Here is a 22,852-nt window from a genome sequence, read left to right as displayed (position 1 = left end):
GCGGTCCGGGTGACAAAAAAGCGGACACTCCGACGAGTGTCCGCTTTATGTTTTGTGCCGCTGCCTCTCCGGCATCCAGCCGTGCCGGCTTCTGTTTATCTCGCCGGGTTTCTGTCTGTTCGTGTCGGTCCCCAGTTCGTTCCCACCGGGCAACCGTCCGTCCCTGTCGGCTCCTGTCGGCCCCCCCCGGCATCAGTACATGTTGTCGTAGCGGCTCTGGCTCTTGTCGTACTTCAGGTCGGCAAGCGAGGCGGCCTTCACGCCGATGTTGAAGCTCCAGCTGCGGTAGTATCCGAAGGGAATCCACGAGAAGGACATCTGCCAGCAGTGCAGGTCACGCGTGATGGAGACCGACGAGGTGGTGAGCTTGTTGTTGGCAATGTCGTAACCGCCCTGGAACGTGACGCCCATCTTGGGGGTGATGTTGACACTGCCGTTGAAGCCGATGGTCTGCGAGACGTTGGCCCGGTAGCCCTTGGGCGGATAGTTGCCGTAGGAGACCGAGTAGTTGACCGTATAGTTGAAGCCGAAGTTCCACGGCAGCGAGAAGTCGTAGTAGGTCTGGGCCATGTATTGCCGGCGCAGCACGGGGTCCATCGACCCGTAGGGGTCGTAGAAGGGGTTCATGTACTCGGGCGGGATGCTGGTGATGTCGTTGACGGCCGGTTGCGAGCGGTCGTCACGCGACTTGAAGGTGTAGCCGAACGACCATCCCGTCGAGACGATGCGTCCCGGGAAGAAGAGCTTGTTGTAGCGCCGTCCCTCGGGGGTCACGCGGTAGGGGTCGAGCGTGGCCGAGAGGTTGATGCCGAAGTTGTTGAAGAGCGTCGTACGGAACGAGATGCTGATGTTCGAGAGGTTCATCGAGTCGGCCAGGAAGTTGTACGAACCGCTCAGACGCAGCTCGTCGATGAGCTTGATTTTCTTCACGCCCGAGGTGTCGCGCTTCGAGAGCACCTTCATCTCGAGGTTCTGCGAGAGCGAGAAGGTCATCGCCGCCTGCTGGCCCGAGCTGGGGACGCCGTAGGCGTTGACCGCATAGGGCGAATAGGTGGTGAAGTTGCCCAGCGAGTCGGTCTGCCGCATGCGGTAGTAGCCGTAGCGCGGGTCGCCGAAGTTGGGGGCGTAGGAGAAGCCGATGGAGGGGGTCAGCGTATGGCGGATGGCCTGGAGCTTGCGGTCCTTGCGCTTCTTGGTGAAGTCGTACATGCCGTAGATGGTCGTCGAGGCCGAAACGTTGGCCGTGTAGTTGTAGAGGCGGTAGAATCCGTACTGGGGCGCAAGCGTGTCGGTGCGGTTGGTGACGGGGTTCCACTCATACTCCTGCTTCTTGAAGTACCACTTCTCCGTATAGTTGAACGACGGCGAGATGTTGATGTAGTTGAGCAGGTTGAACGACGCCGAGACGGGAATCGAGTGCTCGATGCCGTTCTTCATGTTGTCGAACGTCTTGCTCGAGAAGAGCTCCGACTCGGTGGCCGAGACCGAGTTGGTCATCTTGCCGGTGTACTGCATCGAAATCTTCTCGTACCAGCGCTCCTTGCCGATGCGCTCCTTGCGCTTGAAGGGGTAGATGCGCGAGACGTTGAAGACCAGCGTGGGGAGCGTGACCGAGATGGTCTTGTTGCTCGAGTTCTGCGAGATGGCCATGTTGGCCGAGAGCGAGAAGGGGGTGCCGGCCCAGTTCTTCGAGTAGGAAATCGAGGAGTTGGTCTGCGTGGCAAGAATGTCGTTGAGGTTGGTGGCCGCATAGCGGTTGTAGCCGCTCGTGCGGAAGTTCACCGAGGCCGAGAAGGTCGAACCGGGGTTGGCCTTGGCATCCTGCGAGTGGGTCCACTGGATGCTGAAGTCGCTGCTCTTGGTGTAGTCGGGTTCGCCCTTCTCGCCGATTTTGTTGTTCGAGTATTGGACGTTGAAGCTGCCGCTGTACTTGTAGCGCTTGATGTAGCGCGCCGCGGCCGAGGCCTCCCACGAGCCGAGCGTATAGAAACCGCCGCGCACGGCCAGGTCGGCGTGGTCGCCCAGCGTGAAGTAGTAGCCCATGTCGCGCATGTAGAAGCCCTTGGTGGCCACCTCGCCGTAGGTGGGCATCAGCAGACCCGACTTCGGGCCGCTGCTGATAGGGAAGAAGCCTTCGGGGATGCCGAGGAAGTAAATCGGCACATCCTCCATGACGAGGTAGGCCGGACCGGTGACCACCTTCTTGCCGGGAATCACCTTCGCCTTGGTCATTGCCAGATAGAAGTGCGGGTGGTCCGTATTTTCGCAGGTGGTGTATTTGCCGTTTTCGATGTTGATGGTGTTGTCGGGCATCTTCTTCACACTGCCGCCCACCAGCCAGCCGTCGCCCTGCTGCGTGGCCACGCCCTTGATTTTGGCCTTCTTCGTGTCGATGTTGTAGACAATCGTGTCCATCGCGTAGGACTCGCTGCCCTCCGAAAACTCGGGCTTGGTGACCGTGGGTTTCCCCTCGACCGTGTCGGCCTTGCCGTATGCGTAAATCAGCTTGTTGTCCATGTTGATGCGCATGAAGTCGGCCTTCAGGCTGCTGTTCTGGTAGGAGACGCTGCCTTCGTTGTAGACGTAGACCGTCTTGTTGCGCACGTCGTAGACCAGTGAGTCGGTGTTCTGGCCCGAGATGATGTCTTCGAGAAAGGCGCCCCCCTTCTTGCCGCCCTTGCGCTTCGAGGAGTCGCGCTGCGGGGCCGCGCTCTTCTGCTCGACGAGCGAGTCGACCGAGGCGCTGAAGAGCGAGTCGCGCTCCTGCTGGGGCAACGAATCGAAGGCGGCGCGGCGGCGCTCCGCTTCGCGGGCCTCGCGCTGCTGGCGGCGCCGCTCGCGGCGGCTCAGCGGCTCTTCGGGGGTTGCGGTCTCCTGGCGGGCGATGGCTTCGCGGGCCGAGTCGGAGGCACGGTTCAGGGTATCACGCAACGGGGCCGCTCCCGCAGCAGGAGAGGCCGGAAAGCCGAAGACCAGCTGCGCGAAGAGCAGGACGACGGCTGCCGAGACGAGATATTTTACCCGGAATTTCTCCAAATTTTCAAAAAATTACGTACCTTTGCCGACAAGTCGGCAAAACACCTCCGAGGGGTGTCCTTCGCTCTGCCGGGAGGCATTTTCGGGGCGCGACAAAGATAGGTAAAAATTTACAGAAAGCTAACAATTCACCTCACAATATGCGGGGAAGATTTCTTGCAGCAGTGGCCTTTGCGCTGTGCGCCGTTCTTATGAACGGTGCGCAGGCGGAAAATATTGCGCCGGGGCTCAAGGTCATCGTGCTCGATGCGGGCCATGGCGGCAAGTTCCCCGGGGCGCACTACGGCAAGGTCTACGAGAAGGACCTCACGCTGGCGGTGGTGCTCCGTCTGGGGCGGCTCATCGAGCAGGGGATGCCCGGGGTGAAGGTGGTCTATACGCGCAAGACGGACAAGGAGCTGGGCGCTACGCTGCTCGACGACCTGCAGGCGCGGGCCGACATTGCCAACGGCGCCGGCGGCGAGCTCTTCGTCTCGGTGCACGTCAATGCGGCGGCGGCAACCTCGGCGCGCGGTGTCGAGACGCTCATCATGGGCGAGACGCCCAAGGAGCAGCGCTACAACGAGAACGCCCTCTACGAGAGCAACCGCGAGGACCTCATCGACATGTCGGACGAGCGGACGGCGGCCATCGTGCGGGCCTACATCCAGAACCTGCAGTTCACCTACGGCGAGTACAGCATGGCGATGGCCCGCTGCATCCAGAGCCGCTACGGCAAGGCGGGACGCCACCTGCGGGGCATCAAGCCCCAGCTGCTGCGCGTGCTCTACGCCACCGACATGCCGGGCGTGCTGACCGAAATCGGCTTCATGTCCAACCCCCAGGAGATGGCCTACATGAAGTCCGAGAAAGGACAGGCCGAAATCGCCCGCTCGCTCTACAACGCCGTGCGCGACTACGACGCCTACCTGCGCGGGACGCAGCTTCCGGAGCTCGACGAGGCCGATGCGGAGGAGGAGCCGGCGCCCGAGACCGTTCAGGCGGCCGGGGAGCGGAAGAGCGGCTCCGAGGCTGCGCAGCGTGCCGATACGGAGGTGCGCTACGCGGTGCAGGTGCTTGCGAGCCCCCGGCAGGTTGCCCTCTCCTCGTCGCAGTTCGGCAAGTACCGCAACAAGGTGAAGCAGTACGATGCGGAGGGGAGCTTCCGCTACAAATATTGTGTGGGGGAGTACCGCACCCAGGAGGAGGCCCGCAAGGCGCTCCGCGAGGTGCGCCGCAGCTTCCCCGATGCCTTCGTGGTGCGTTGCAGCGGGGGCCGGATTGTCAAATAAAGCATTTGAGCCATGAAAGTGAAAAGAGAAGCCAAAATCGGAATATTCGCCGTCACGATGATTCTCGCCGCATGGGCGGGCATCCGCTTCCTGAGCGGCATCGACATCTTCAGCCGCAACGTGGAGTACTATGCCGCCTACGACCAGATTAACGGCGTGCAGGCCGCCTCGCCCATCATGATGCGGGGCGTGAAAATCGGTACGGTGACCGGCATCGCCTTCGACCCGGCAAAGAGCGACAAGGTGGTGCTGCAGCTCACCATCCGCCGTACGTACCGCATCCCGACCGACTCCGAGGCCAAGATTGTCAGCCAGAGCCTGATGGGCGGCAAGGCCATCGAGGTGAGCTACGGCGCGGCCTCGACCTACCTCGAGGCGGGCGATACGATTCGTTCAAGCCGCGACCGCGACCTGATGGACATGGCCGACTCGGAGCTCGACTTCTTCAAGCAGCGCTTTTCGCGGCTGACCGACGACCTGTCGCAGACGCTGGGCAACATCAACCGCCTGCTGGAGGAGAATGCCGCCAGCCTCTCGGGGACGATGACCCATCTGAACTCCATCACGGGCAACGTCGACGAGCTGCTCGCCGCCGAGCGGACGCATCTGCACGAAGCCATCGGCGGACTGTCGGAGTTCGCCGGGACGCTGGGCGAGAATGCCGGCCGCGTGGACAGCATCCTGCGCAGTGTCAATGCGATGGCCGGGGAGCTCTCCGAGCAGGAGTTCGCCTCGAATCTGGCCGGCTCGGTCGAGGAGCTCAACGCCCTGCTCGAGAAGCTCAACGAGCAGCAGGGGACGCTCGGCAAGCTGGTGGGCGATGCGGCGCTCTACGATTCGCTCACGGAGGCGAGCGGCAACCTCGCGACGCTGCTCGAGGATTTGAAGCAGTACCCGGCGCGTTACGTCCACCTTTCGCTCTTCGGGCGTGACCCCGAGAAGATGAAGGCCCGTGCCGAGCGCCGTGCCGCGAAGGAGGCGGCCCGTGCCGAGCGCGACTCGCTCAAGCGCGCCGCGCAGCAGTAGCCGAGGCGGTGCCGCGGAGCGCGGAGGGCGACTTGTCCTTTTCGGGCAGCTGCGGCTGGAGCCGGCGAGACATCGGGGCCTGCGGTGGCGATAGAGAGGTGATGGAAACGATTGATGAGACGATGTGGACATGCGGCGTCTCGCAGCGTTCGTTCCGGGGCGGAGCGCCCGACGGGCGGAGCGCGGGAGCGGGACGGCAGGCGGCAGATGGATACGATACAATGTGATGCAAACCCCTTCCTCGGGAGGGGTTTGATTCATGAAGAGGGGCGGCCTTCGAAGCGGGAGAAGCTCCCCGTTCAGGGGCGGCCCGGCAGAAAGGGGCGCGTATGGCTCCGCTGTAACGTGTGGTTCCTTAGAATAGTTTGTTTTATGATATATCCGGATACTTTCGAACAGAAAATCGGTTTCGACCGAATCCGAGAGCAGGTGGCCGCCGGCTGTACGATGCAGGCGGCCCGCGAGAAGCTCGCTGCCGAGGGCTTCTCGACCTCGGCCCGCGAGATTGAGCGGCGCCTGGCGCTGGCCGACGAGATGCGCCAGCTGCTCGACCTCGAGCGCGACTTCCCCTCGGGCGACTTCCCCGATGTCGACGGCGTGATGGCCAAGCTGCAGGTCGAGGGTACCTTCCTCGACGTGGAGGAGGTGGTCACGCTGCGGCAGGCCCTTGCGGCCGTCGGGGCGATTGTCTCGTTCATCCAGACGCGGGGCGAGAGCCGCTATCCGGCCCTTTATGCCCGCAGCCGCGGGGTGGAGGCTTTCCCCGAGATTGTGCGGCGCATCGACTCGATTGTCGACAACTTCGGCGAGGTGAAGGACAGCGCCTCACCCGCGTTGCAGGAGGTGCGTCGCTCCATCCGCGAACGCGAGGGGCAGGCGGCCAAGCGGCTGCAGCAGGTGCTGGCTGCCGCCAAGGGGGCGGGCATCGTCGATGCCGACGCCCAGATTTCCATCCGCGACGGACACCCCGTGATTCCCGTCGCCGCTTCGAACAAGCGCAAGCTGCAGGGCTTCATCCACGACGAGTCGGCCACGGGCCGCACCTTCTACGTCGAGCCGGTCGAGGTGGTCGAAATCAACAACGAGCTGCGCGAGCTGGAGTATGCCGAGCGGCGCGAGGTTGTCCGCATCCTCACCGAGTTCACCGACTCCATCCGCCCCGATGCGCCGCTCATCGCCGCCTCGGGCGACTACCTCTCGGATGTCGACATGGTGCGGGCCAAGGCGCGCTGGGCCTCGGAGAACGGCTGCGGACGGCCGATTGTCTCGACCGACGACCGCCTCGTGCTGCGGAATGCCCGCCATCCTCTTTTGCAGCAGACGCTGCGCGCCCAGGGGCGCGAGGTGGTGCCCCTCGACATGCAGCTTGACCGCGAAAAGCACATTCTGGTCATCTCGGGCCCCAACGCCGGCGGCAAGTCGGTCTGCCTGAAGACCACCGGCATCGTGCAGTACATGTTCCAGTGCGGATACCTCGTCCCGGCTTCTGAGGTCTCCGAGCTGCCCGTCTTCCGCAGCATCTACATCGACATCGGCGACGAGCAGTCGATGGACGACGACCTGTCGACCTACTCGTCGCACCTGCTCAACATGAAGCACATGCTTGCCGGGGCGTCGTCTCAGACGCTGGTGCTCATCGACGAGTTCGGTTCGGGCACCGAGCCCATCATCGGCGGCGCCATCGCCGAGACCATCCTCGAGCGGCTGCTCGAGAAGGGGTGCTACGGCGTCATCACGACCCACTACGCCAACATCAAATACTATGCGGCCAGCACCGAGGGGATTGCCAACGGCGCCATGGCCTTCGACGTGCAGCACATCCGGCCGCTCTTCCGTCTGGAGATGGGCAAGCCGGGCAGCTCGTTCGCCATCGAAATCGCCCGCAAAATCGGACTGCCCGAGGAGATTATCCGCGAGGCGGGCGAGAAGGCGGGCAGCGACCACATCAACATCGAGAAGCAGCTGCGCGAGATTGCGCGCGACAAGCACTACTGGGCGCAGAAGCGCGAGCGCATCCGTCTGACGGACCGCAAGGTCGAGGAGCTGGAGCGCAACTATGCCGAGCAGCTCTCGAAAATCCGCACCGAGCGGAACGAAATCATCCGCCGCGCCAAGCAGGAGGCCCAGGAGCTGGTCGCCGAGGCCAACCGCCAGATTGAGAACACCATCAAGACCATCCGCGAGGCGCAGGCCGACAAGGAGCTCACGCGCATGGCGCGCAAGGAGCTGGAGGAGTTCCGCGATACGGTCGAGCAGCGCGACGACGAGGAGCACGACGCCTCGGTGGCGCGCGAGATGGAGCGCATCGAGCGGCGGCGCCAGCGGCGGGCCGAGCGGCGCGAGCAGGAGGCTGCGGCAAAGAGCGATGCGGCACCGGCCGAGGCGCCCAAACCGCGCGAGGTGGAGGTCGGCTCGAAGGTCCGCATGGCGGGGCAGGAGATGGTCGGCGTGGTGCAGTCAATCAAGGGACGGCGGGCGCAGGTGGCCTTCGGGCAGATTCTCACGACCGTCGAGAAGGAGCGGCTGCAGGTGGTCTCGAACAACGAGTACCGCGAGGCGACGCGTCCCCAGACGGCGCGGACCCGCATCTCGGTCGACATCTCGGCGCGCAAGCTCAACTTCCGCGACCACATCGACGTGCGGGGCATGCGGGCCGCCGAGGCGCTCGAGGCGGTGCAGGACCTGGTGGACGATGCGCTGATGGTGGGCGTAAGCTCGGTGACCATCCTCCACGGAAAGGGCACCGGCGCGCTCAAGGAGGAGATTCGCCGCTACCTGCGGACGGAGCCCGAGGTGGTGAGCGCCGTCGACGAGCATGCCGACCGCGGCGGCGCCGGCATCACGGTGGTGACCTTCGATACGAACTGACCCGACGGCGCCGCTGCGCCCTCCGGACTCTGCCTTCCGCCCTCCGGCCGGCGGAGCGGGCGGCAGGATGCACTCCCTTCGGGGCCGCGCTCCCTTCGGGGGGGGAAACGGACTGCGGAGTGCCGGCGCCGGAGCAAGGGCCGGGGCCAAAGGCCGGAGTCAAAGGCCGGAGCAAGGGCCGGAACAAGACCCGGAGCAGCTGTCCGGGCTGCTGTCCGAGCGAATGCCCGGGCAACTGCCCGACGCAAAGGGCCGGAACAAAGAGATGGAACCTTTTAGTTTAGTGATTCGTTCATGAAATACCTTCTTTCGCAGATTGCCGCCATCGTGGGCGGCAGCCTGTACGGGGCGGACGCCGAGGTCCGCTCGGTGGTGACCGACAGCCGCTCGCTCTCGTGCGAGTTCGGCTCGGCCCCGATGTTTGTCGCCATGCGCGGCGCCAACCACGATTCGCACGACTTCGTGCGCGAAATGCAGAGCCGGGGGGTGAAGTCCTTTCTGGTAGAACGCCGCCTGGAGGAGCTCGAGGAGGGCACGTGCGGCTTCGTGGTGGTCGACCACGCCATTGCGGCGCTGCAGCGTCTGGCGGCCTACCACCGCGCGCAGTTCCACGGGACGGTGGTGGGCATCACCGGCTCGAACGGCAAAACGGTCATCAAGGAGTGGATTGTCGAGGAGCTGCCCGCCGGCGTGAAGTTCTACCGCTCGCCCAAGAGCTACAACTCGCAGCTGGGCGTGCCCCTCTCGGTACTGATGCTCGAGGGCGACGAGGAGCTGGCGATTTTCGAGGCGGGCATCTCGCGTCCGGGCGAAATGGCGCGTCTGGAGCGCATCATCCGCCCCGACGTGGTGGTCTTCACCTCGATTGGCGACGCCCACCAGGAGAACTTCCTGAGCCTCGAGCAGAAGTGCGACGAGAAGATGGTGCTGGCCCGCAGCGCCCGCAAAATCATCTACCACAGCTACTACGAGCCGCTCGGCGCGATGATTGAGGCCCGCTTCCCGGAGCGCCGGCCGGTCGATGCCGCCCGCTTCCCCGAGGTGGCGGAGAGCGTCGTGGGCAACGCCGCCTCGCGCCGCAACGCCCAGATTGTCGAGGCCTTCTGTGCCGTGATGGGCTATCCGGCCCCGAGCTTTGCCTCGGCACCCGCGGTGGCCATGCGCCTCGAGGTGAAGGAGGGTATCAACGACTCGGTGCTGGTCAACGACGCCTACAACCTCGACCTCAACTCGCTGGCGCTGGCGCTCGACTACCTCCACAACATCGCCCTCTCGCGCCGCAAGACGCTCGTGCTGTCGGACATCCCCCAGAGCGGCCTGCCCGACGAAGAGCTCTACGCCCGCGTGGCCGGCATGGTCGAGCGGGCCGGCGTGGAGTACTTCATCGGCATCGGCCCGCGGCTGCGCCGCTTTGCCGGGCTCTTCAACTGCCGGCGCTCCTTCTACGCCTCGACCGACGAGTGCATCGCCCGCATCCCGCGCGAGGCGGTGGCCGGCTGCACGGTGCTGCTCAAGGGGGCGCGCGACTACCGCTTCGAGAAGCTGGCCCACGCCCTCTCGCGCAAGAGCCATACGACGGTGCTCGAGGTCGACCTCGACGCCATGCGCGACAACCTCAACTACTTCCGCTCGAAGCTCTCCTTTGGCACGCGCCTGGTGGCGATGGTCAAGGCGGCCAGCTACGGTACGGGCGACTTCGAGGTGGCGCAGATGCTCCAGCACGAAGGGGTCGACTATCTGGCCGTCGCCTTTGCCGACGAAGGGGTGCTGCTGCGCGAGCGGGGCATCACGATGCCCGTGGTGGTGCTCAACGCCGATGCCGACAGCTTCGACGTGATGATTGCCAACCGTCTGGAGCCCGAAATCTACAGCTTCCACTCGCTCGAGGCCTTCGAGGCGGCGGCCGAGCAGGCCGGCGAGAGCCGCTATCCGATTCACATCAAGCTCGACACGGGGATGCACCGTCTGGGCTTTGTCGAGGAGGAGCTCCCGCACCTTGCCGAGCGGCTCCGTGCGACGACGCAGGTGCAGGTGGCCACCATCTTCTCGCACCTCAACTGCGCCGACATGCCCGAGGAGGACGAGTACACGCGGGCCCAGATTGCCCGCTTTGCGCGGATGAGCTCGCAGCTGGCCGAGGCGCTGCCCTACGGCGTCATCCGCCATACGGCCAATTCGGCCGCCATCGAGCGCTTTCCCGAGGCGCAGTTCGACATGTGCCGGCTGGGCATCGGGCTCTACGGCTTCGGCTGGCGCCACAATCCGGCGCTGCGCCCCGTGGCGACGCTCAAGACCCGCATCGTGCAGCTCAAGCACCTCCGCGCAGGCGATACGGTGGGCTACGGCCGTGCCGGGAAGCTCGACCGCGATACGGTGACGGCGACCATCCCCGTGGGCTATGCCGACGGTCTGGACCGCCATTTGAGCTGCGGCCGCTGGTCGATGCGCGTCAAGGGGATGCCGGCCCCCATCGTGGGGCGCATCTGCATGGACAGCTGCATGATTGACGTGACGGACATCCCCGGCGTTGCGGGGGGCGACGAGGCGGTGATTTTCTCGGCCGAGCCGGGCAACGACCCCGAGACGATGGCCCAGGTACTCGGCACCATCTCCTACGAGGTGCTCACCTCCGTGTCGGGCCGCGTCAAGCGCATCTATCTCAAGGAGTAACATCTAAAAAGGACCGACCATGACATCGCAACCCGTGCGGAAGGGCACGCTCTACCTGATTCCCTGTCCCATCTCGGACGAAACGGCACCCTGGGAGGTGCTTCCCGCGGCCAACCGGGCCGTGATGGATGCGCTCGACTACTTCATCGTCGAGAACGTCCGCACGGCGCGGCGCTTCCTCTCGAAGGCAGGCGTCGCCCGCCCCATCGCCGAGCTGGAGTTCCGCGAACTGAACGAACATACGGCTGCCGGCCGCGAGGTCGAGGAGCTGGTGCGGCCGCTCGAGCAGGGGCGCTCGGCCGGCGTGATTTCCGAGGCTGGTGTGCCGGGCGTGGCCGACCCCGGAGCGCTGGTGGTCGAGGCGTGCCACCGCCGCGGCATCCGCGTGGTGCCGCTCGTGGGCCCCTCGTCGATTATCCTTGCGGTGATGGCCTCGGGTCTCAACGGACAGTCGTTCGCCTTCAACGGCTATCTGCCCGTCAAGGCGCCCGAACGGCAGCGCGCCATCCGCGCGCTCGAGCGGCGGGCCCGCACGGAGCATCAGTCGCAGCTCTTCATCGAGGCGCCCTACCGCAACGTGAAGCTGCTGGAGGAGCTGCTCACGGTCTGCGCCCCGGAGACGCGCCTGACGGTGGCGGCCGACCTCACGGCGCCGGGCGAGCTGGTCGAGACCCGTACGGTGGGGGAGTGGCGCGCGCATCCGCGTCCCGAGCTGAACCGGCGGCCTGCCATTTTCATCCTTGGATAACGCATTCGGCCGCTTGGTATGCATTTTGTGCCATAGATGTCGGAAAATATGAAAAAACACAGATATATGGAACAGGAAAAAGTTTATAACGAGGAGGTTAAGGACCGCGAGGGCTCCAAGGGAGCGAGCGGTGAACCTGCCGGCGAAGAGTCCGCACGTGCCAATATGGCAGACGGCGGTGAGGCCGCGCATGACACGATGTCAGAGGCGGATGCAGCCGACAAGAAGGCTTCCGACAAGGAGTCGGCCGAGGCCGCGAAGGAGGAGCAGAAGCCCGACCTCGAGGCCGAAATCGCCGAGTGGCGCGACAAGTACCTGCGTCTGCAGGCCGAATTCGACAACTACCGCAAGCGTACGCTGCGCGAGAAGATGGAGCTGGTGCAGACCGGCGGTCGCGACGTGCTGCTGGCGCTGCTGCCGGTGCGCGACGACGTGCAGCGCGCCGTCGAGGCGATGGAGAAGAGCGACGACATTGCGGCGCTGCGGGCGGGCGTCAACCTCATTGCCCAGAAGTTTACCGAGGCGCTGCGTCAGCGCGGCGTGACGGAGATTGAGGCCAAGGGCAACGAATTCGACGCCGATTTGCACGAGGCCGTGGCCAAGTTCGCGGCCGGCGAAGAGAACAAGGGTCGCGTCATCGATGTGGTCCAGACGGGTTACATGCTGGGCGACAAGGTGCTGCGATTCGCTAAAGTTGTTGTAGGAGAGTAGAACCATGGCAGAGAAAAGGGATTATTACGAGGTCCTGGGCGTTGCCAGGAACGCTAACGCAGACGAAATAAAGAAGGCCTACCGCAAGGCGGCCATCAAGTACCACCCGGACAAGAACCCCGGCGACAAGGAGGCCGAGGAGAAGTTCAAGGAGGCGGCCGAGGCATACGACGTGCTCTCGAATCCCGACAAGCGTGCGCGCTACGACCAGTACGGCCATGCCGGCATGAGCGGCGCGGCGGGCGGCGGAGCCGGCGGTTTCGGCGGCTTCAGCGGCGGCGGCTTCTCGATGGAGGATATCTTCTCGCAGTTCGGCGACATCTTCGGCGGCCACTTCGGCGGCGGAGGGTTCCGCTCGTCGTCGACGGGCGGCGGCCGGCGCGTGAATCGCGGTTCGGACATCCGTATCAAGGTCAAGCTGACGCTCGAGGAGATTGCCAACGGCGTGACCAAGAAGCTCAAAATCAACAAGACCGTAGCGTGCGACAAGTGCGGCGGCACGGGTGCCAAGGATGCCAACTCCTATGCAACCTGCTCGAAGTGCGGCGGTACGGGCTATGTGACGCGCGTCGAGAACACCTTCTTCGGCCGCATGCAGACGCAGGGTGTCTGCCCCACGTGCGGCGGTACGGGCAAGGTCATCACGGCCGCGTGCGACCAGTGCAAGGGCGAAGGGACGCTGCGCGGTCAGGAGGTGGTCGAAATCAAGATTCCGGCCGGCGTGGGCGAGGGCATGGTCCTCACCGTCTCGGGCAAGGGCAATGCGGCACGCCAGGGCGGCGTGAACGGCGATTTGCAGGTGCTCATCGAGGAGGAGCCGGACCCCGAACTGACGCGTGACGGCAACGACCTGATTCACAACCTGAACATCACGGTGACGACGGCCCTGCTGGGCGGTACGGTCGAAGTGCCGACCGTGGGCGGCCGCGCCAAAATCAAGATTGCGCCGGGAACCCATGCGGGCAAGGTGCTGCGTCTGGCGGGCAAGGGTCTGCCCGACGTGAACGGCTACGGCCGCGGCGACGAGCTGGTGGTGGTCGACATCACCATCCCCTCGAAGCTCACCTCCGAGGAGAAGCGCCTGGTCGAGCAGCTGGCCCAGCAGCCTTCGTTCCAGAAGGCCGAATCGGTCAAAAATCAGAATATCTTCGAGCGGATGAAGAGTTTCTTCCGTTAGCGGATAATAAATGGCGGGAAAAATTCGTACCTTTACCGGGTAAAGGGGCGGATTTTTCCCTTTTTTGTGCAACCACCAAACACTTGAAGCTATGTCCGGTTTCGGTCCCTACAAGAAGCATCCGAACAAATTCAACTACATACCGCGCTACTACGACCCCGAAAAGGAGGCCCGCGAGCAGCGCCGTGCCGAACTGCTCGGCAAACGGTCGGAGGACGAGGAGCGCGAGTACCGCCCCGGCCAGCTGATTCGCACGCAGCGCGAGGCACGTGCCGCACGCCGTTCCGAGGAGGAGCGGTCGGGCCGCCGCCAGATTTGGAAGATGATGCTCGGCGTGGTCGTCATGCTGCTCATCATCGTGCTGCTCTTCCCGCGTCTGGCCCGCCTCTTCTTGTGGGTGCAGGGCTCGGCCCGCGAGCGTCAGGAGCAGGTTGTCGAGCAGCGCCGGCCGGCCAATGAGCTGGACCAGCGCGGTGTGAGCGACGTGGAGTGGCAGGCGCAGCCCATCACGGTGGTGCCGAACGATTATCAGGGGGAGGAGTAGACGGATGGCAGACAAAATCAGACTTCTGCCCGAGGTTGTCGCCAACCAGATTGCGGCCGGCGAGGTGGTCAACCGCCCCGCTTCGGTGGTGAAGGAGATGATGGAGAATGCCATCGATGCCGGAGCCACGGAGGTGAAGGTCAACTTCCGCGACGGCGGCCGCGACCTGATTCAGATTGTCGACAACGGCTGCGGCATGTCGCCCGTCGATGCCCGCATGGCCTTCGACCGCCATGCGACGAGTAAAATCCGTTCGGTCGAGGATATCTATGCGCTGCACACCTTCGGATTTCGCGGCGAGGCGCTCGCCTCGATTGCGGCCGTCTCGCAGGTCGAGCTGCGCACGCGCCAGGAGGGCGACGAGGTGGGTACGCGCACCGAAATCAACGGCGGCGTCTTCGTCTCGCAGGAGCCCGTGGCCTGCCCCGTGGGGTCGCAGTTCTTCGTGCGTAACCTCTTCTACAACGTGCCGGCGCGGCGCCGCTTCCTGGAGAAGAGCACCACGTCGTCGAACCAAATCAAGGCCGAATTCCAGCGCGTGGCGCTCTGCAATCCGCAGGTCGCCTTCGAGCTCTACTCCAACGACGCCCCGCTCTACCGGTTGAGGGCGGCGACGCTCGCCACGCGCATTGTCGACGTCATCGGGCGCCACATCAAGCAGAATCTGCTGGAGGTCTCGGCCGACACCTCAATCGCCTCGGTCGAGGGCTTCATCGGCCAGCCGGCTGCCGCCAAGAAGCGCAATACGGAGCAGTTCCTCTTCGTCAACGGCCGCTACTTCAAGAGCAGCTACCTCTACAGCGCCATCATGAAGGCCTACGAGAAGCTCATCCCCGGCAACTGCGCGCCCTCCTATTTCCTCTACCTGACGGTTGACCCGGCGCGCATCGACGTGAACGTCCATCCGCAGAAGACCGAGGTGAAGTTCGCCGACGAGGAGGCCGTATGGCAGATTATCAACGCTGCCGTGCGCGAGACGCTCGCCAAGACGGGCGCCGTGCCGATGATGGACTTCGACAGCGACCGTACGGTCGAGATTCCGGTGCTGCGCCGCGGCGCGCTCTACAGCGAACCCCCCGCGCAGTCGAACCTCGACTACAACCCCTTCCGCGAATCCTACATCGACCCGACGGCTCCCGACCCCAACGAGGAGTTCACGGGCTTCGATGTCCCCTATACGGTGCCCGACGCCTCGACGGAGGTGGCCGACAGCGCCGCCTCCTTCGCGCCGCGCGCCGGAGCCCGGCAGCCGGGCGGTGCCGGCATTCCGGCATTCCGTCCTTCCGATGCCGGCCCGGCTGGGGAGCCGGACGAGGCCGATGCGGCCCCCTGGCGGAGCCTTTCGCCGGGTGCCACCGCTTTTGACGCATTCGACGGCGGAGCCTCGGCCGAGGAGTTCGACGACATCGTCTCGCCGAGTGAGCAGGGCACCGCAGGGGAGGAGGAGAGCGAGCTGGAGTTCGTCTCCTCGTCGGTGGGCGAGCAGCAGCAGCTTCAGCTCGACGGCGGGGCGCCCGCCTTTGCCGGGGCCATTCCGCTGGCGGGCGGATACGCCGCCGCCTCGTACGGCGGACGGCTGGTGGCAGTCGACCTGCGGCGTGCCCGCGAGCGGGTGCTCTACGAATACTATCTGGCGACGCTGAGCTCGGGTGCGGCGCCCAGCCAGCAGCTGCTCTTCCCCGAGCATCTGCTCCTCTCGGAGGAGGAGTATGCGCTGCTCGAGGAGCATTCGGTCGAGGTGGCGGCGCTGGGCTTCGACCTTGACTTCGGGGTCGGCGGCTCCATCGACGTCAAGGGGCTCCCGGCCGAGATTTCGGCCGAAGGGGTCGACATGCTGCTCTACGAGCTGCTGCAGCAGTTCGACACGCCGGTGGGGGCGGCTGACGCCCGGCGCGAAAAGGTGGCCGCCGTCATGGCCCGCAGCGCAACGCGCGGGGCGAAGGCCTCCTTTGCCCGGGAGGAGGTGCAGGCGCTGCTCGACCGCCTTGCGGCGTGCGGCAACCCCAGCTTTACCCCCTCGGGCAAGCGCATCATGGCCGAGTTCACGGCCGAAGATATTCGCGCGCGGCTCGGGTGACTTCGCCGATAATTTGTTACCTTTGCATGCCGGCCCGGCACGGCGTTGATGCGCTTCCCGAGGCTGGACAACGTTAGAGAAGTAAAAGAGATTTTCCGTTATGAACCGCACTTTCCAGACACCCCCCGTGGTGCTCAATCTGATAATCATCAACGTGCTGGTCTACATGGCCACGGCGCTGCTGCCGCTGGGGAAGTGGATTTTCGGCTTCGGCTCGCTCTTCTGGGTGGGCAACCCGCTCTTCCACACCTACCAGTTCGTCACCTACATGTTCCTGCATGCCAACTTCGAGCATGTCTTCTTCAACATGTTTGCGCTGTGGATGTTCGGCCGCACACTCGAGTACGAGCTCGGCTCGCGCCGCTTCCTGGTCTACTACATGGCCTGCGGCATCGGCGCGGCGCTCATCCAGATGCTCGCCGCATGGGCCTCGGGCGAATACTACATCCAGCTGGTCGGCGCCTCGGGTGCCGTCATGGGGCTGCTGCTCGCCTTCGGCGTGATGCATCCCAACGCGATGATTGTGCTGCTCATCCCGCCCATCCCGATGAAGGCCAAGTGGTTCGTCATCATCTACGGCGTCATCGAGCTCTTCCTGGGCTGGACCGGCTACGGCGGCAACGTGGCCCATTTCGCCCACGTGGGAGGCATGTTGTGGGGATTCCTGCTGCTCCACTACTGGAAGCGGCGCGGAAACATCTACTTCTGATTTCTGATGTTCAACCCTGCGTAGTATGTCCGAATATTACGATGAATACCGGAGCGGCAACGGCCGCAAGCGGAGCCGCCGCGGTGCGGTGATGCTGCTGCTCGATGTCGTGATGACGGTGCTGGCCTATCTGGCCGTCGTGGCGATGGTGCTGACGCTGTGCGCGCCCTACGTCCACCCGGCGGGCTCGCGGTTTTTCCCGATTCTGGGGCTGGGTGCGCCGCTGACCTACGTCGCCACCGTGCTGCTGGCCCTCTACTGGGTCATCCGCTGGCGGTGGGGACGCGCCGGAATGTTGCTCGTCTGCGTCGTGGCGGGGCTCTTCCGGCTGGGGCTCTACTACAAGCCCGAGTTCCGCCGCGCCTACGAGACCGAGGAGTACGGCCGCGATGCCTTCAAGGTGCTCTCCTACAACATCCGGGGCTTCTACTATCCCAAAGTGGGGTGGCAGGAGGGGCCTATCGCCGGCCTTCTGGGCGAGCAGGAGCCCGACATCATCTGCCTGCAGGAGTTCGACCACCGGAAGGCGGCCGAGAGCGAGGCCTTCTCGCAGCTGGCCGGCCGCTACCGCATGACGCTCGGCAACCGCACCGAGGAGCAGAACCGCGCGGAGCGGGGCAGCCAGCAGGCCATCCTGAGCCGCTACCGGATTCTGCGCTCGGGGACCATCATCCCCCGCACCTCCATCTGGGCCGACCTGCTGGTGGGCGAGGATACCGTCCGGGTCTTCAACAACCACCTCCATTCGACCGAAATCACGGTGTACGACGCCAAATACCTCACCACGCACCGCTACGTTTCGGATACGGCGCGCGAGGAGAAAATCCGCAGCATCCTCTCCCGCCTGTGCCGCAACAGCGTGCTGCGGGCCGAGCAGGTCGATACGATTCGCAGCGTGATGGCGGCGACGCCCTACCGGATGATTGTCTGCGGCGACTTCAACGACACCCCCATGTCGTACGTCTACCGCCGCATGGCGCGCGGGCTGACCGACGCCTTCCGCAGCTGCGGCCGCGGCTACTCCTATACCTTCCAGGGCTTCTTCAACACGCTGCGCATCGACTACGTGCTCACGTCCGACGGACTTGAGCCCCTCTCCTACGAGGTGCCCCAGGTCGATTATTCGGACCACCTGCCGGTGGTCGTGCGCCTCAGGCGAAACTATGAAAACGACTAAAACCAAACCGATATGATTCTCGACACACTGCAGAACAGCGCCCTCTACAACGCGCTTTCGCCCCGCATGGCCCGGGCCTTCGAACACATTGCCCGCATCGACTGGACGACCATCGAACCGGGTACCCACGAACTCGACGGCCGCGATATCTACGTCAACGTGATGGACGTCGAGCTGAAGCGTCCCGCGGATGCCAAGCTCGAGGTGCACAACGCCTACATCGACATCCAGGTGCTCATCCGCGGCGAGCGTGAGGCCTTCGGCTGGAGCCCCCGCGCCGACGTGCGCAAACCGCTGGGCGAGTTCGACACCGAGAAGGACATCCGCTTCTACGACGACGAGCCGCAGTGCTACTATACGCTGCGTCCGGGGCAGTTCACGATTCTGCTGCCCGAGGATGCCCACGCTCCGATGGTGGGCGAGGGGTCGATTCGCAAGATTATCGTCAAGGTCCGCAAGTAGCGCCCTCGGTGGCCGTTGACCCTCCACGTCCGCGATGAACGCGATGAAGATTTTGTCCGGAATCCTGCTTGCCGCCCTCGTGCTGGGGTGCGGCGGCTGTGCCGGGGCTCCCGAAGAGCCCGTGAGCACGCTCCTCTTCGCCCCCGGTGACGGAGGCTCGAAGTATTACCGCATTCCGGCGCTGGTGACGGCCGACGACGGCTCGCTGGTGGCCGTGGCCGACCGCCGGCTCGAGTCGATGGGCGACCTGCCCAACAAAATCGACCTCGTGGCGCGGCGCAGCACCGACGGGGGCCGTACCTGGTCCTCCGTCATTCCGATTGCCGAACACCGCGGCGACTGCGGCTACGGCGATGCGGCGCTGGTGAGCGATGCCCGCTCGGGCGAGCTGCTCTGCATCTTCGCCTCGGGGCGCGGGCTGTGGGAGTCGACGCCCGAGGCGCCGATTGACATCAACGTCTGCCGGAGCGGCGATTTTGGGCAGACGTGGTCCGCGCCCGAATGCATCACGCCCCAACTGTGGGGCGCGGCCTGCGCAAATCCCCTCTCGCGGGGGTGGTACGGCGCCTTTGCCGCCTCGGGGCGTGCGCTGCAGCTGCGCGACGGGACGCTGCTCTTCGTCGTGGCGGCCCGTACGGGACGCGAGGCCCCGCCGCTGGTCAACTATGTCTGCATGTCGGAGGATGGCGGCCGCAGCTGGCGCCTGCTGCCCACGCCGGTCGATATGAACGGCGACGAGGCGAAGCTCGTCGAGCGGGCCGACGGCAGCTGGCTGATGAGCATCCGCAATCCGGCCAAGGGGCGGCGCAAGTATGCCCTTTCTGCGGACCGCGGCGCGACGTGGAGCGAGCCGCAGCGGTGGGAGGATATGCCTTCGCCCGCCTGCAACGGCGATATCGTGCGCTATACGCTGCGCGTCGAGGGTGCCCGGCGCAATCGGATGCTGCACTCGATTCCGCTCGATTCGGTCGAGCGGCGCAACGTCTCGGTGCTGCTCAGCTACGACGAGGGGTGTACGTGGCCCGTGCGGCGGAGCGTCTGGAGCGGTGATGCCGGCTATTCGTCGCTCACGGTGCTGCCCGACGGCGATATCGGCCTTCTGACCGAGGTGGGCAACTGGGAGCGCGGCTTCGAAATCTACTTCACGCGTCTGACCCCCGAGTGGCTCACCCGCGGGGAGGATGACGGGCGGTAGCACGCAAGGCTCCGGGAGCCGTCTATCCGTAATATGCAAAAAAAGAGCGTGGGCAAGACCAACAGGTCTTGCCCACGCTCTTTATGTGTTCCGGGTCTCTTCCGGCTTCGGTCCGGCAGTTTCCGGTCCGGCAGCCCTTCCGCTTCCTGCCTCCTGCCTTCCGCCCGGCACCATGTTCGCGCCGGGTCGCCGGCACGGGGCCGGCTATTTGCCGATTGCGTAGTAGCGGAACCCCTCGGCGATGACCTCCTGCTTGTCGAAGATGTTGCGCCCGTCGACCAGGATGTTGTCGCGCATCGCCTCGTGCAGCCGCGACCAGGTCGGCATGCGGAACTGCTTCCATTCGGTCATCAGCGCCACGGCGTCGGCCCCTTCGGCCGCCTCGTATATCGAGCGGGTGTAGATGACCTGCTCGCCGATGCGGCGTCGGCACTCGTCCATCGCCACCGGGTCGTAGACCCGCACGGTTGCTCCCGCCTTGAGCAGACGGTCGATAACCACCAGCGCCGGAGCCTCGCGCATATCGTCCGTCTCGGGCTTGAAGGCGAGTCCCCACAGCGCCACGGTACGCCCCTTCAGCTCGCCGCCCAGCGCCTTGCAGAGCTTCTCGTAGACAATCGACTTCTGCCGTTCGTTGACCCGCTCGACCGCCTCGATGACCTCCATCGTGTAGCCGTATTCGCGCCCCGTGTGGGCAAGCGCCTTGACATCCTTCGGGAAGCAGGAGCCTCCGTAGCCGCAGCCCGGATAGAGGAACTTGGTGCCGATGCGTGCGTCGGCGCCGATGCCCTTGCGGACCATCTCCACGTCGGCGCCCACGTGGTCGCAGAGGTTGGCGATGTCGTTCATGAACGAGATGCGCGTGGCCAGCATGGCGTTGGCGGCATATTTGGTCATCTCGGCCGAGGAGATGTCCATGAACAGCACGCGGTAGTTGTTAATCAGGAAGGGACGGTAGAGCTTCGACATGAGCGTGCGCGCCCGCTCGCTCTCGACGCCCACCACCACGCGGTCGGGCGACATGAAGTCCTTGATGGCGGCACCCTCCTTGAGAAATTCGGGGTTCGAGGCGACGTCGAACTCCACGTCGCAGCCGCGGCGGCCGAGCTCCTCGCGGATGACGGCCTTGATTTTGCGGGCCGTGCCGACGGGCACCGTGCTCTTGGTCACCAGCAGCGTGTATTTGCGGATGTTGCGGCCGAAGGTGCGGGCCACCTCGAGCACGTACTTGAGGTCGGCCGAACCGTCCTCGTCGGGCGGGGTGCCGACCGCCGAGAAGACCACCTCTACCTGGTCGAGGCACGAGCAGAGGTCGGTGGTGAAGTGCAGCCGGCCTGCGCCGACATTGCGTGCGACGAGCTCGTCGAGCCCCGGCTCGTAAATCGGAATGACGCCCTGCAGCAGGCTGTCGATTTTTTCACGGTTGGTGTCCACGCAGGTGACGTCGAGTCCCATCTCGGCGAAGCATGCGCCCGAGACCAGTCCCACGTATCCGGTTCCTACGATTGCGATTTTCATTGGGTTGCGGTTTCTGCCCGAAAACGGGGCATCCGCTTTACCGCCAGGCGGAAAGAATGCGGCGGCCGTTTCTGCCCGTGAGCAGACTCTTCGGGACGGGTTCCGGCCGGCAGACGCACTGCGGACGTATCGTTTTCGTTCGGTTGAACAATTGGGTTCGGATGGCTCCGCGCAGGTGCGGAGGCGTATCGGAGGGGGTTATCCGTCGGGGGGGGGCGGACGGTCGGCCGATACCCGGCAAAAGTAGCTCATATTCCCGAGAAATGCAAATAAATTGCCCTGAGAGCCGGACCTTTGCATCTTCCAAAGAAGCCCCGGTGTCCCGACAGCCCGACGCCCGACGCTTCGACGCTTCGACGCTCCGGCAGCCCGATGCTTGATGTCTCGGAGTTCCGGCACCGTCTTCCGGCTGCACACCTTGTCGCGACCCATCGGCCTCCGCTTGCCCGCGGGGAATGCACAATGCGCCGACGGCCGCCCTGTCCGGGCAGCTGTCGGCGCGGTATGGTATGCACTCGGAGCTTCGGCGTGCCGGCGGTCCGGACCGCCGAAGCAGGGGACCGTCGTGTGGCGGGTGCTCCGCAGCGGTTAGTGCGGGTAGAGCGGATTGCCCGTCTCGTCGACATCGACCCAGTCGGTGACGCCGACTGAGGGGAAGGTGACCGTGTTGGCGTCGATGACGGCCAGATACTGGTAGGAATTTCCGGCCTGGAGCTCCCCGTCGGGTACGGGAACCTGGACGGTGTAGACGTGGGGCGTGGGGTCGTAGTTCATGTTGAGCGTCAGCGTGAGCGTCATCGGCGAGGTGGTCTGCAGCGGCAGCATCGTATATTGGAGCTTCATGCCGTTGATGCCCATCGCGGCGGGCTGCGTGGCGTATTCCGTGGCGGGGGTGATGATGCCGGTGGTCAGGTCCATGCTGGCGCCCGGCTGCGGCACGGTGATGGTTGCCGAAGCGATGGATTGCAGCACGACCCCCGTGCCGGCCTGGATTTCGAAGCATACCTGCGTGGCCGAGTGGTTCAGCACAATCGGCACGGTCACCTGCGAACCGTCGATTTCATAGTTGGCGCACCCCCACCAGAGGTAGTCCACGCCGTTGGAGAGCGCCACCGAGGTGCCCATCTGGAAGGTCGGCGGCACCAGGTCGTTGTTCGTCGAGACGGCGTAGAAGTCGAAGGTGCCGTTGCTCAGGTACATCTTGTAGCCGCTCTGCCCCGTCAGCATGCCGGCCTGCTGGGCCGTATAGGTGCCGCGGGCCATCGGCGAGGTGGAGTGGGTCTCGTCCGTGCCGCCGTGATAGGCGAATATCCGCACGACGGTCCCCTCGGCAATGGGGGACATCGAGCGGGTCATGTTGATGCTTTCGACCGTGGCGTGGAACCCCACGAGGTTGTCGGCCGCAGCGGTACCGTCGTCCGACGAGCCGGAGGAGCCTTGCGAGGAGGTGTTGCCCCCTTCGTCGATGGTGATGGTTGTCTTGGAGCATCCGCCGAGCAGCAGCGCCGCTGCCGCAAGCAGGGAGAGCATTCCCGTAAATCGAGTTGTTTTCATGGTGTGTGAATCGGATATAAGGTGTTTGCCCGATTCACGCAACATCTGTGCCGCAGCGCAACGGAAGCAGTGGAGCTGGTCCCAGCCGTCTTCGTGAAAGACGTGGGGC

At 64.8% G+C, this 22,852-nt stretch carries 16 protein-coding genes; 13 read left to right on the top strand and 3 right to left on the bottom strand.

Annotation, left to right across the window (positions count from 1 at the left end):
• Positions 1-192: 192 nt before the first annotated feature.
• Complete coding sequence (locus C8267_RS05200) at positions 193-3,036, bottom strand: putative LPS assembly protein LptD (protein ID WP_106633922.1); 2,844 nt, start codon at positions 3,034-3,036, stop codon at positions 193-195.
• A gap of 140 nt (positions 3,037-3,176) precedes the next feature.
• On the opposite strand from C8267_RS05200, the gene C8267_RS05195 reads away from it, so the two are divergent.
• From C8267_RS05195 to C8267_RS05135, 13 genes are all read left to right on the top strand, one after another.
• On the top strand, positions 3,177-4,307 hold the full coding sequence (locus C8267_RS05195) for an N-acetylmuramoyl-L-alanine amidase family protein (RefSeq protein ID WP_234025699.1): 1,131 nt from the start codon (positions 3,177-3,179) through the stop codon (positions 4,305-4,307).
• 12 nt (positions 4,308-4,319) lie between these two features.
• Positions 4,320-5,333 carry an MlaD family protein gene (locus C8267_RS05190; RefSeq protein WP_308663238.1) on the top strand — a complete coding sequence of 338 codons (1,014 nt, stop codon included), beginning with the start codon at positions 4,320-4,322 and terminating at the stop codon, positions 5,331-5,333.
• A gap of 372 nt (positions 5,334-5,705) precedes the next feature.
• Positions 5,706-8,201, top strand: coding sequence for an endonuclease MutS2 (locus tag C8267_RS05185; RefSeq protein ID WP_106633921.1), 2,496 nt, complete (start codon positions 5,706-5,708; stop codon positions 8,199-8,201).
• Positions 8,202-8,495: 294 nt separating this feature from the next.
• Positions 8,496-10,871: an alanine racemase gene (gene alr, locus C8267_RS05180; protein WP_106633920.1), complete on the top strand. Its 2,376-nt coding sequence runs from the start codon at positions 8,496-8,498 to the stop codon at positions 10,869-10,871.
• Positions 10,872-10,890: 19 nt separating this feature from the next.
• A complete protein-coding gene (locus tag C8267_RS05175) occupies positions 10,891-11,619 on the top strand; it encodes an SAM-dependent methyltransferase (protein WP_087361571.1) in 729 nt (242 codons plus the stop codon).
• A 66-nt stretch (positions 11,620-11,685) separates the two neighbouring features.
• Positions 11,686-12,330: a nucleotide exchange factor GrpE gene (locus tag C8267_RS05170; RefSeq protein WP_087361569.1), complete on the top strand. Its 645-nt coding sequence runs from the start codon at positions 11,686-11,688 to the stop codon at positions 12,328-12,330.
• 4 nt (positions 12,331-12,334) lie between these two features.
• Entirely contained in the window at positions 12,335-13,507 is a 1,173-nt protein-coding gene (dnaJ, locus tag C8267_RS05165) for a molecular chaperone DnaJ (RefSeq protein ID WP_087361567.1), read from the top strand.
• A gap of 91 nt (positions 13,508-13,598) precedes the next feature.
• Positions 13,599-14,051: a hypothetical protein gene (locus tag C8267_RS05160; RefSeq protein WP_106633919.1), complete on the top strand. Its 453-nt coding sequence runs from the start codon at positions 13,599-13,601 to the stop codon at positions 14,049-14,051.
• Between the two features lie 4 nt (positions 14,052-14,055).
• The gene (mutL, locus tag C8267_RS05155; protein ID WP_106633918.1) at positions 14,056-16,128 is read left to right on the top strand and encodes a DNA mismatch repair endonuclease MutL; all 2,073 of its coding nucleotides are present in this window, start codon (positions 14,056-14,058) and stop codon (positions 16,126-16,128) included.
• A gap of 100 nt (positions 16,129-16,228) precedes the next feature.
• A complete protein-coding gene (locus tag C8267_RS05150) occupies positions 16,229-16,837 on the top strand; it encodes a rhomboid family intramembrane serine protease (protein ID WP_106633917.1) in 609 nt (202 codons plus the stop codon).
• Positions 16,838-16,862: 25 nt separating this feature from the next.
• Entirely contained in the window at positions 16,863-18,014 is a 1,152-nt protein-coding gene (locus C8267_RS05145) for an endonuclease/exonuclease/phosphatase family protein (RefSeq protein WP_106633916.1), read from the top strand.
• A gap of 12 nt (positions 18,015-18,026) precedes the next feature.
• Positions 18,027-18,476 (top strand): YhcH/YjgK/YiaL family protein, encoded by a 450-nt coding sequence (locus C8267_RS05140; RefSeq protein ID WP_106633915.1) that lies wholly within the window; start codon positions 18,027-18,029, stop codon positions 18,474-18,476.
• Between the two features lie 43 nt (positions 18,477-18,519).
• The gene (locus C8267_RS05135) at positions 18,520-19,671 is read left to right on the top strand and encodes a sialidase family protein (protein ID WP_158699722.1); all 1,152 of its coding nucleotides are present in this window, start codon (positions 18,520-18,522) and stop codon (positions 19,669-19,671) included.
• Positions 19,672-19,875: 204 nt separating this feature from the next.
• Here the strand turns inward: C8267_RS05135 and C8267_RS05130 are convergent, their stop codons facing one another.
• Entirely contained in the window at positions 19,876-21,189 is a 1,314-nt protein-coding gene (locus C8267_RS05130; protein WP_087361553.1) for a UDP-glucose dehydrogenase family protein, read from the bottom strand.
• Between the two features lie 588 nt (positions 21,190-21,777).
• Positions 21,778-22,719, bottom strand: coding sequence for a fimbrillin family protein (locus C8267_RS05125; protein ID WP_158699721.1), 942 nt, complete (start codon positions 22,717-22,719; stop codon positions 21,778-21,780).
• Positions 22,720-22,852 lie beyond the last annotated feature (133 nt).

Origin of the sequence: Alistipes sp. Marseille-P5061 (assembly GCF_900290115.1) — a bacterium.
GTDB lineage: Bacteria > Bacteroidota > Bacteroidia > Bacteroidales > Rikenellaceae > Alistipes > Alistipes excrementigallinarum.
The sequence above is the reverse complement of the archived record's forward strand: the minus strand, read 5'-3'. Positions and strand labels throughout refer to the sequence as shown.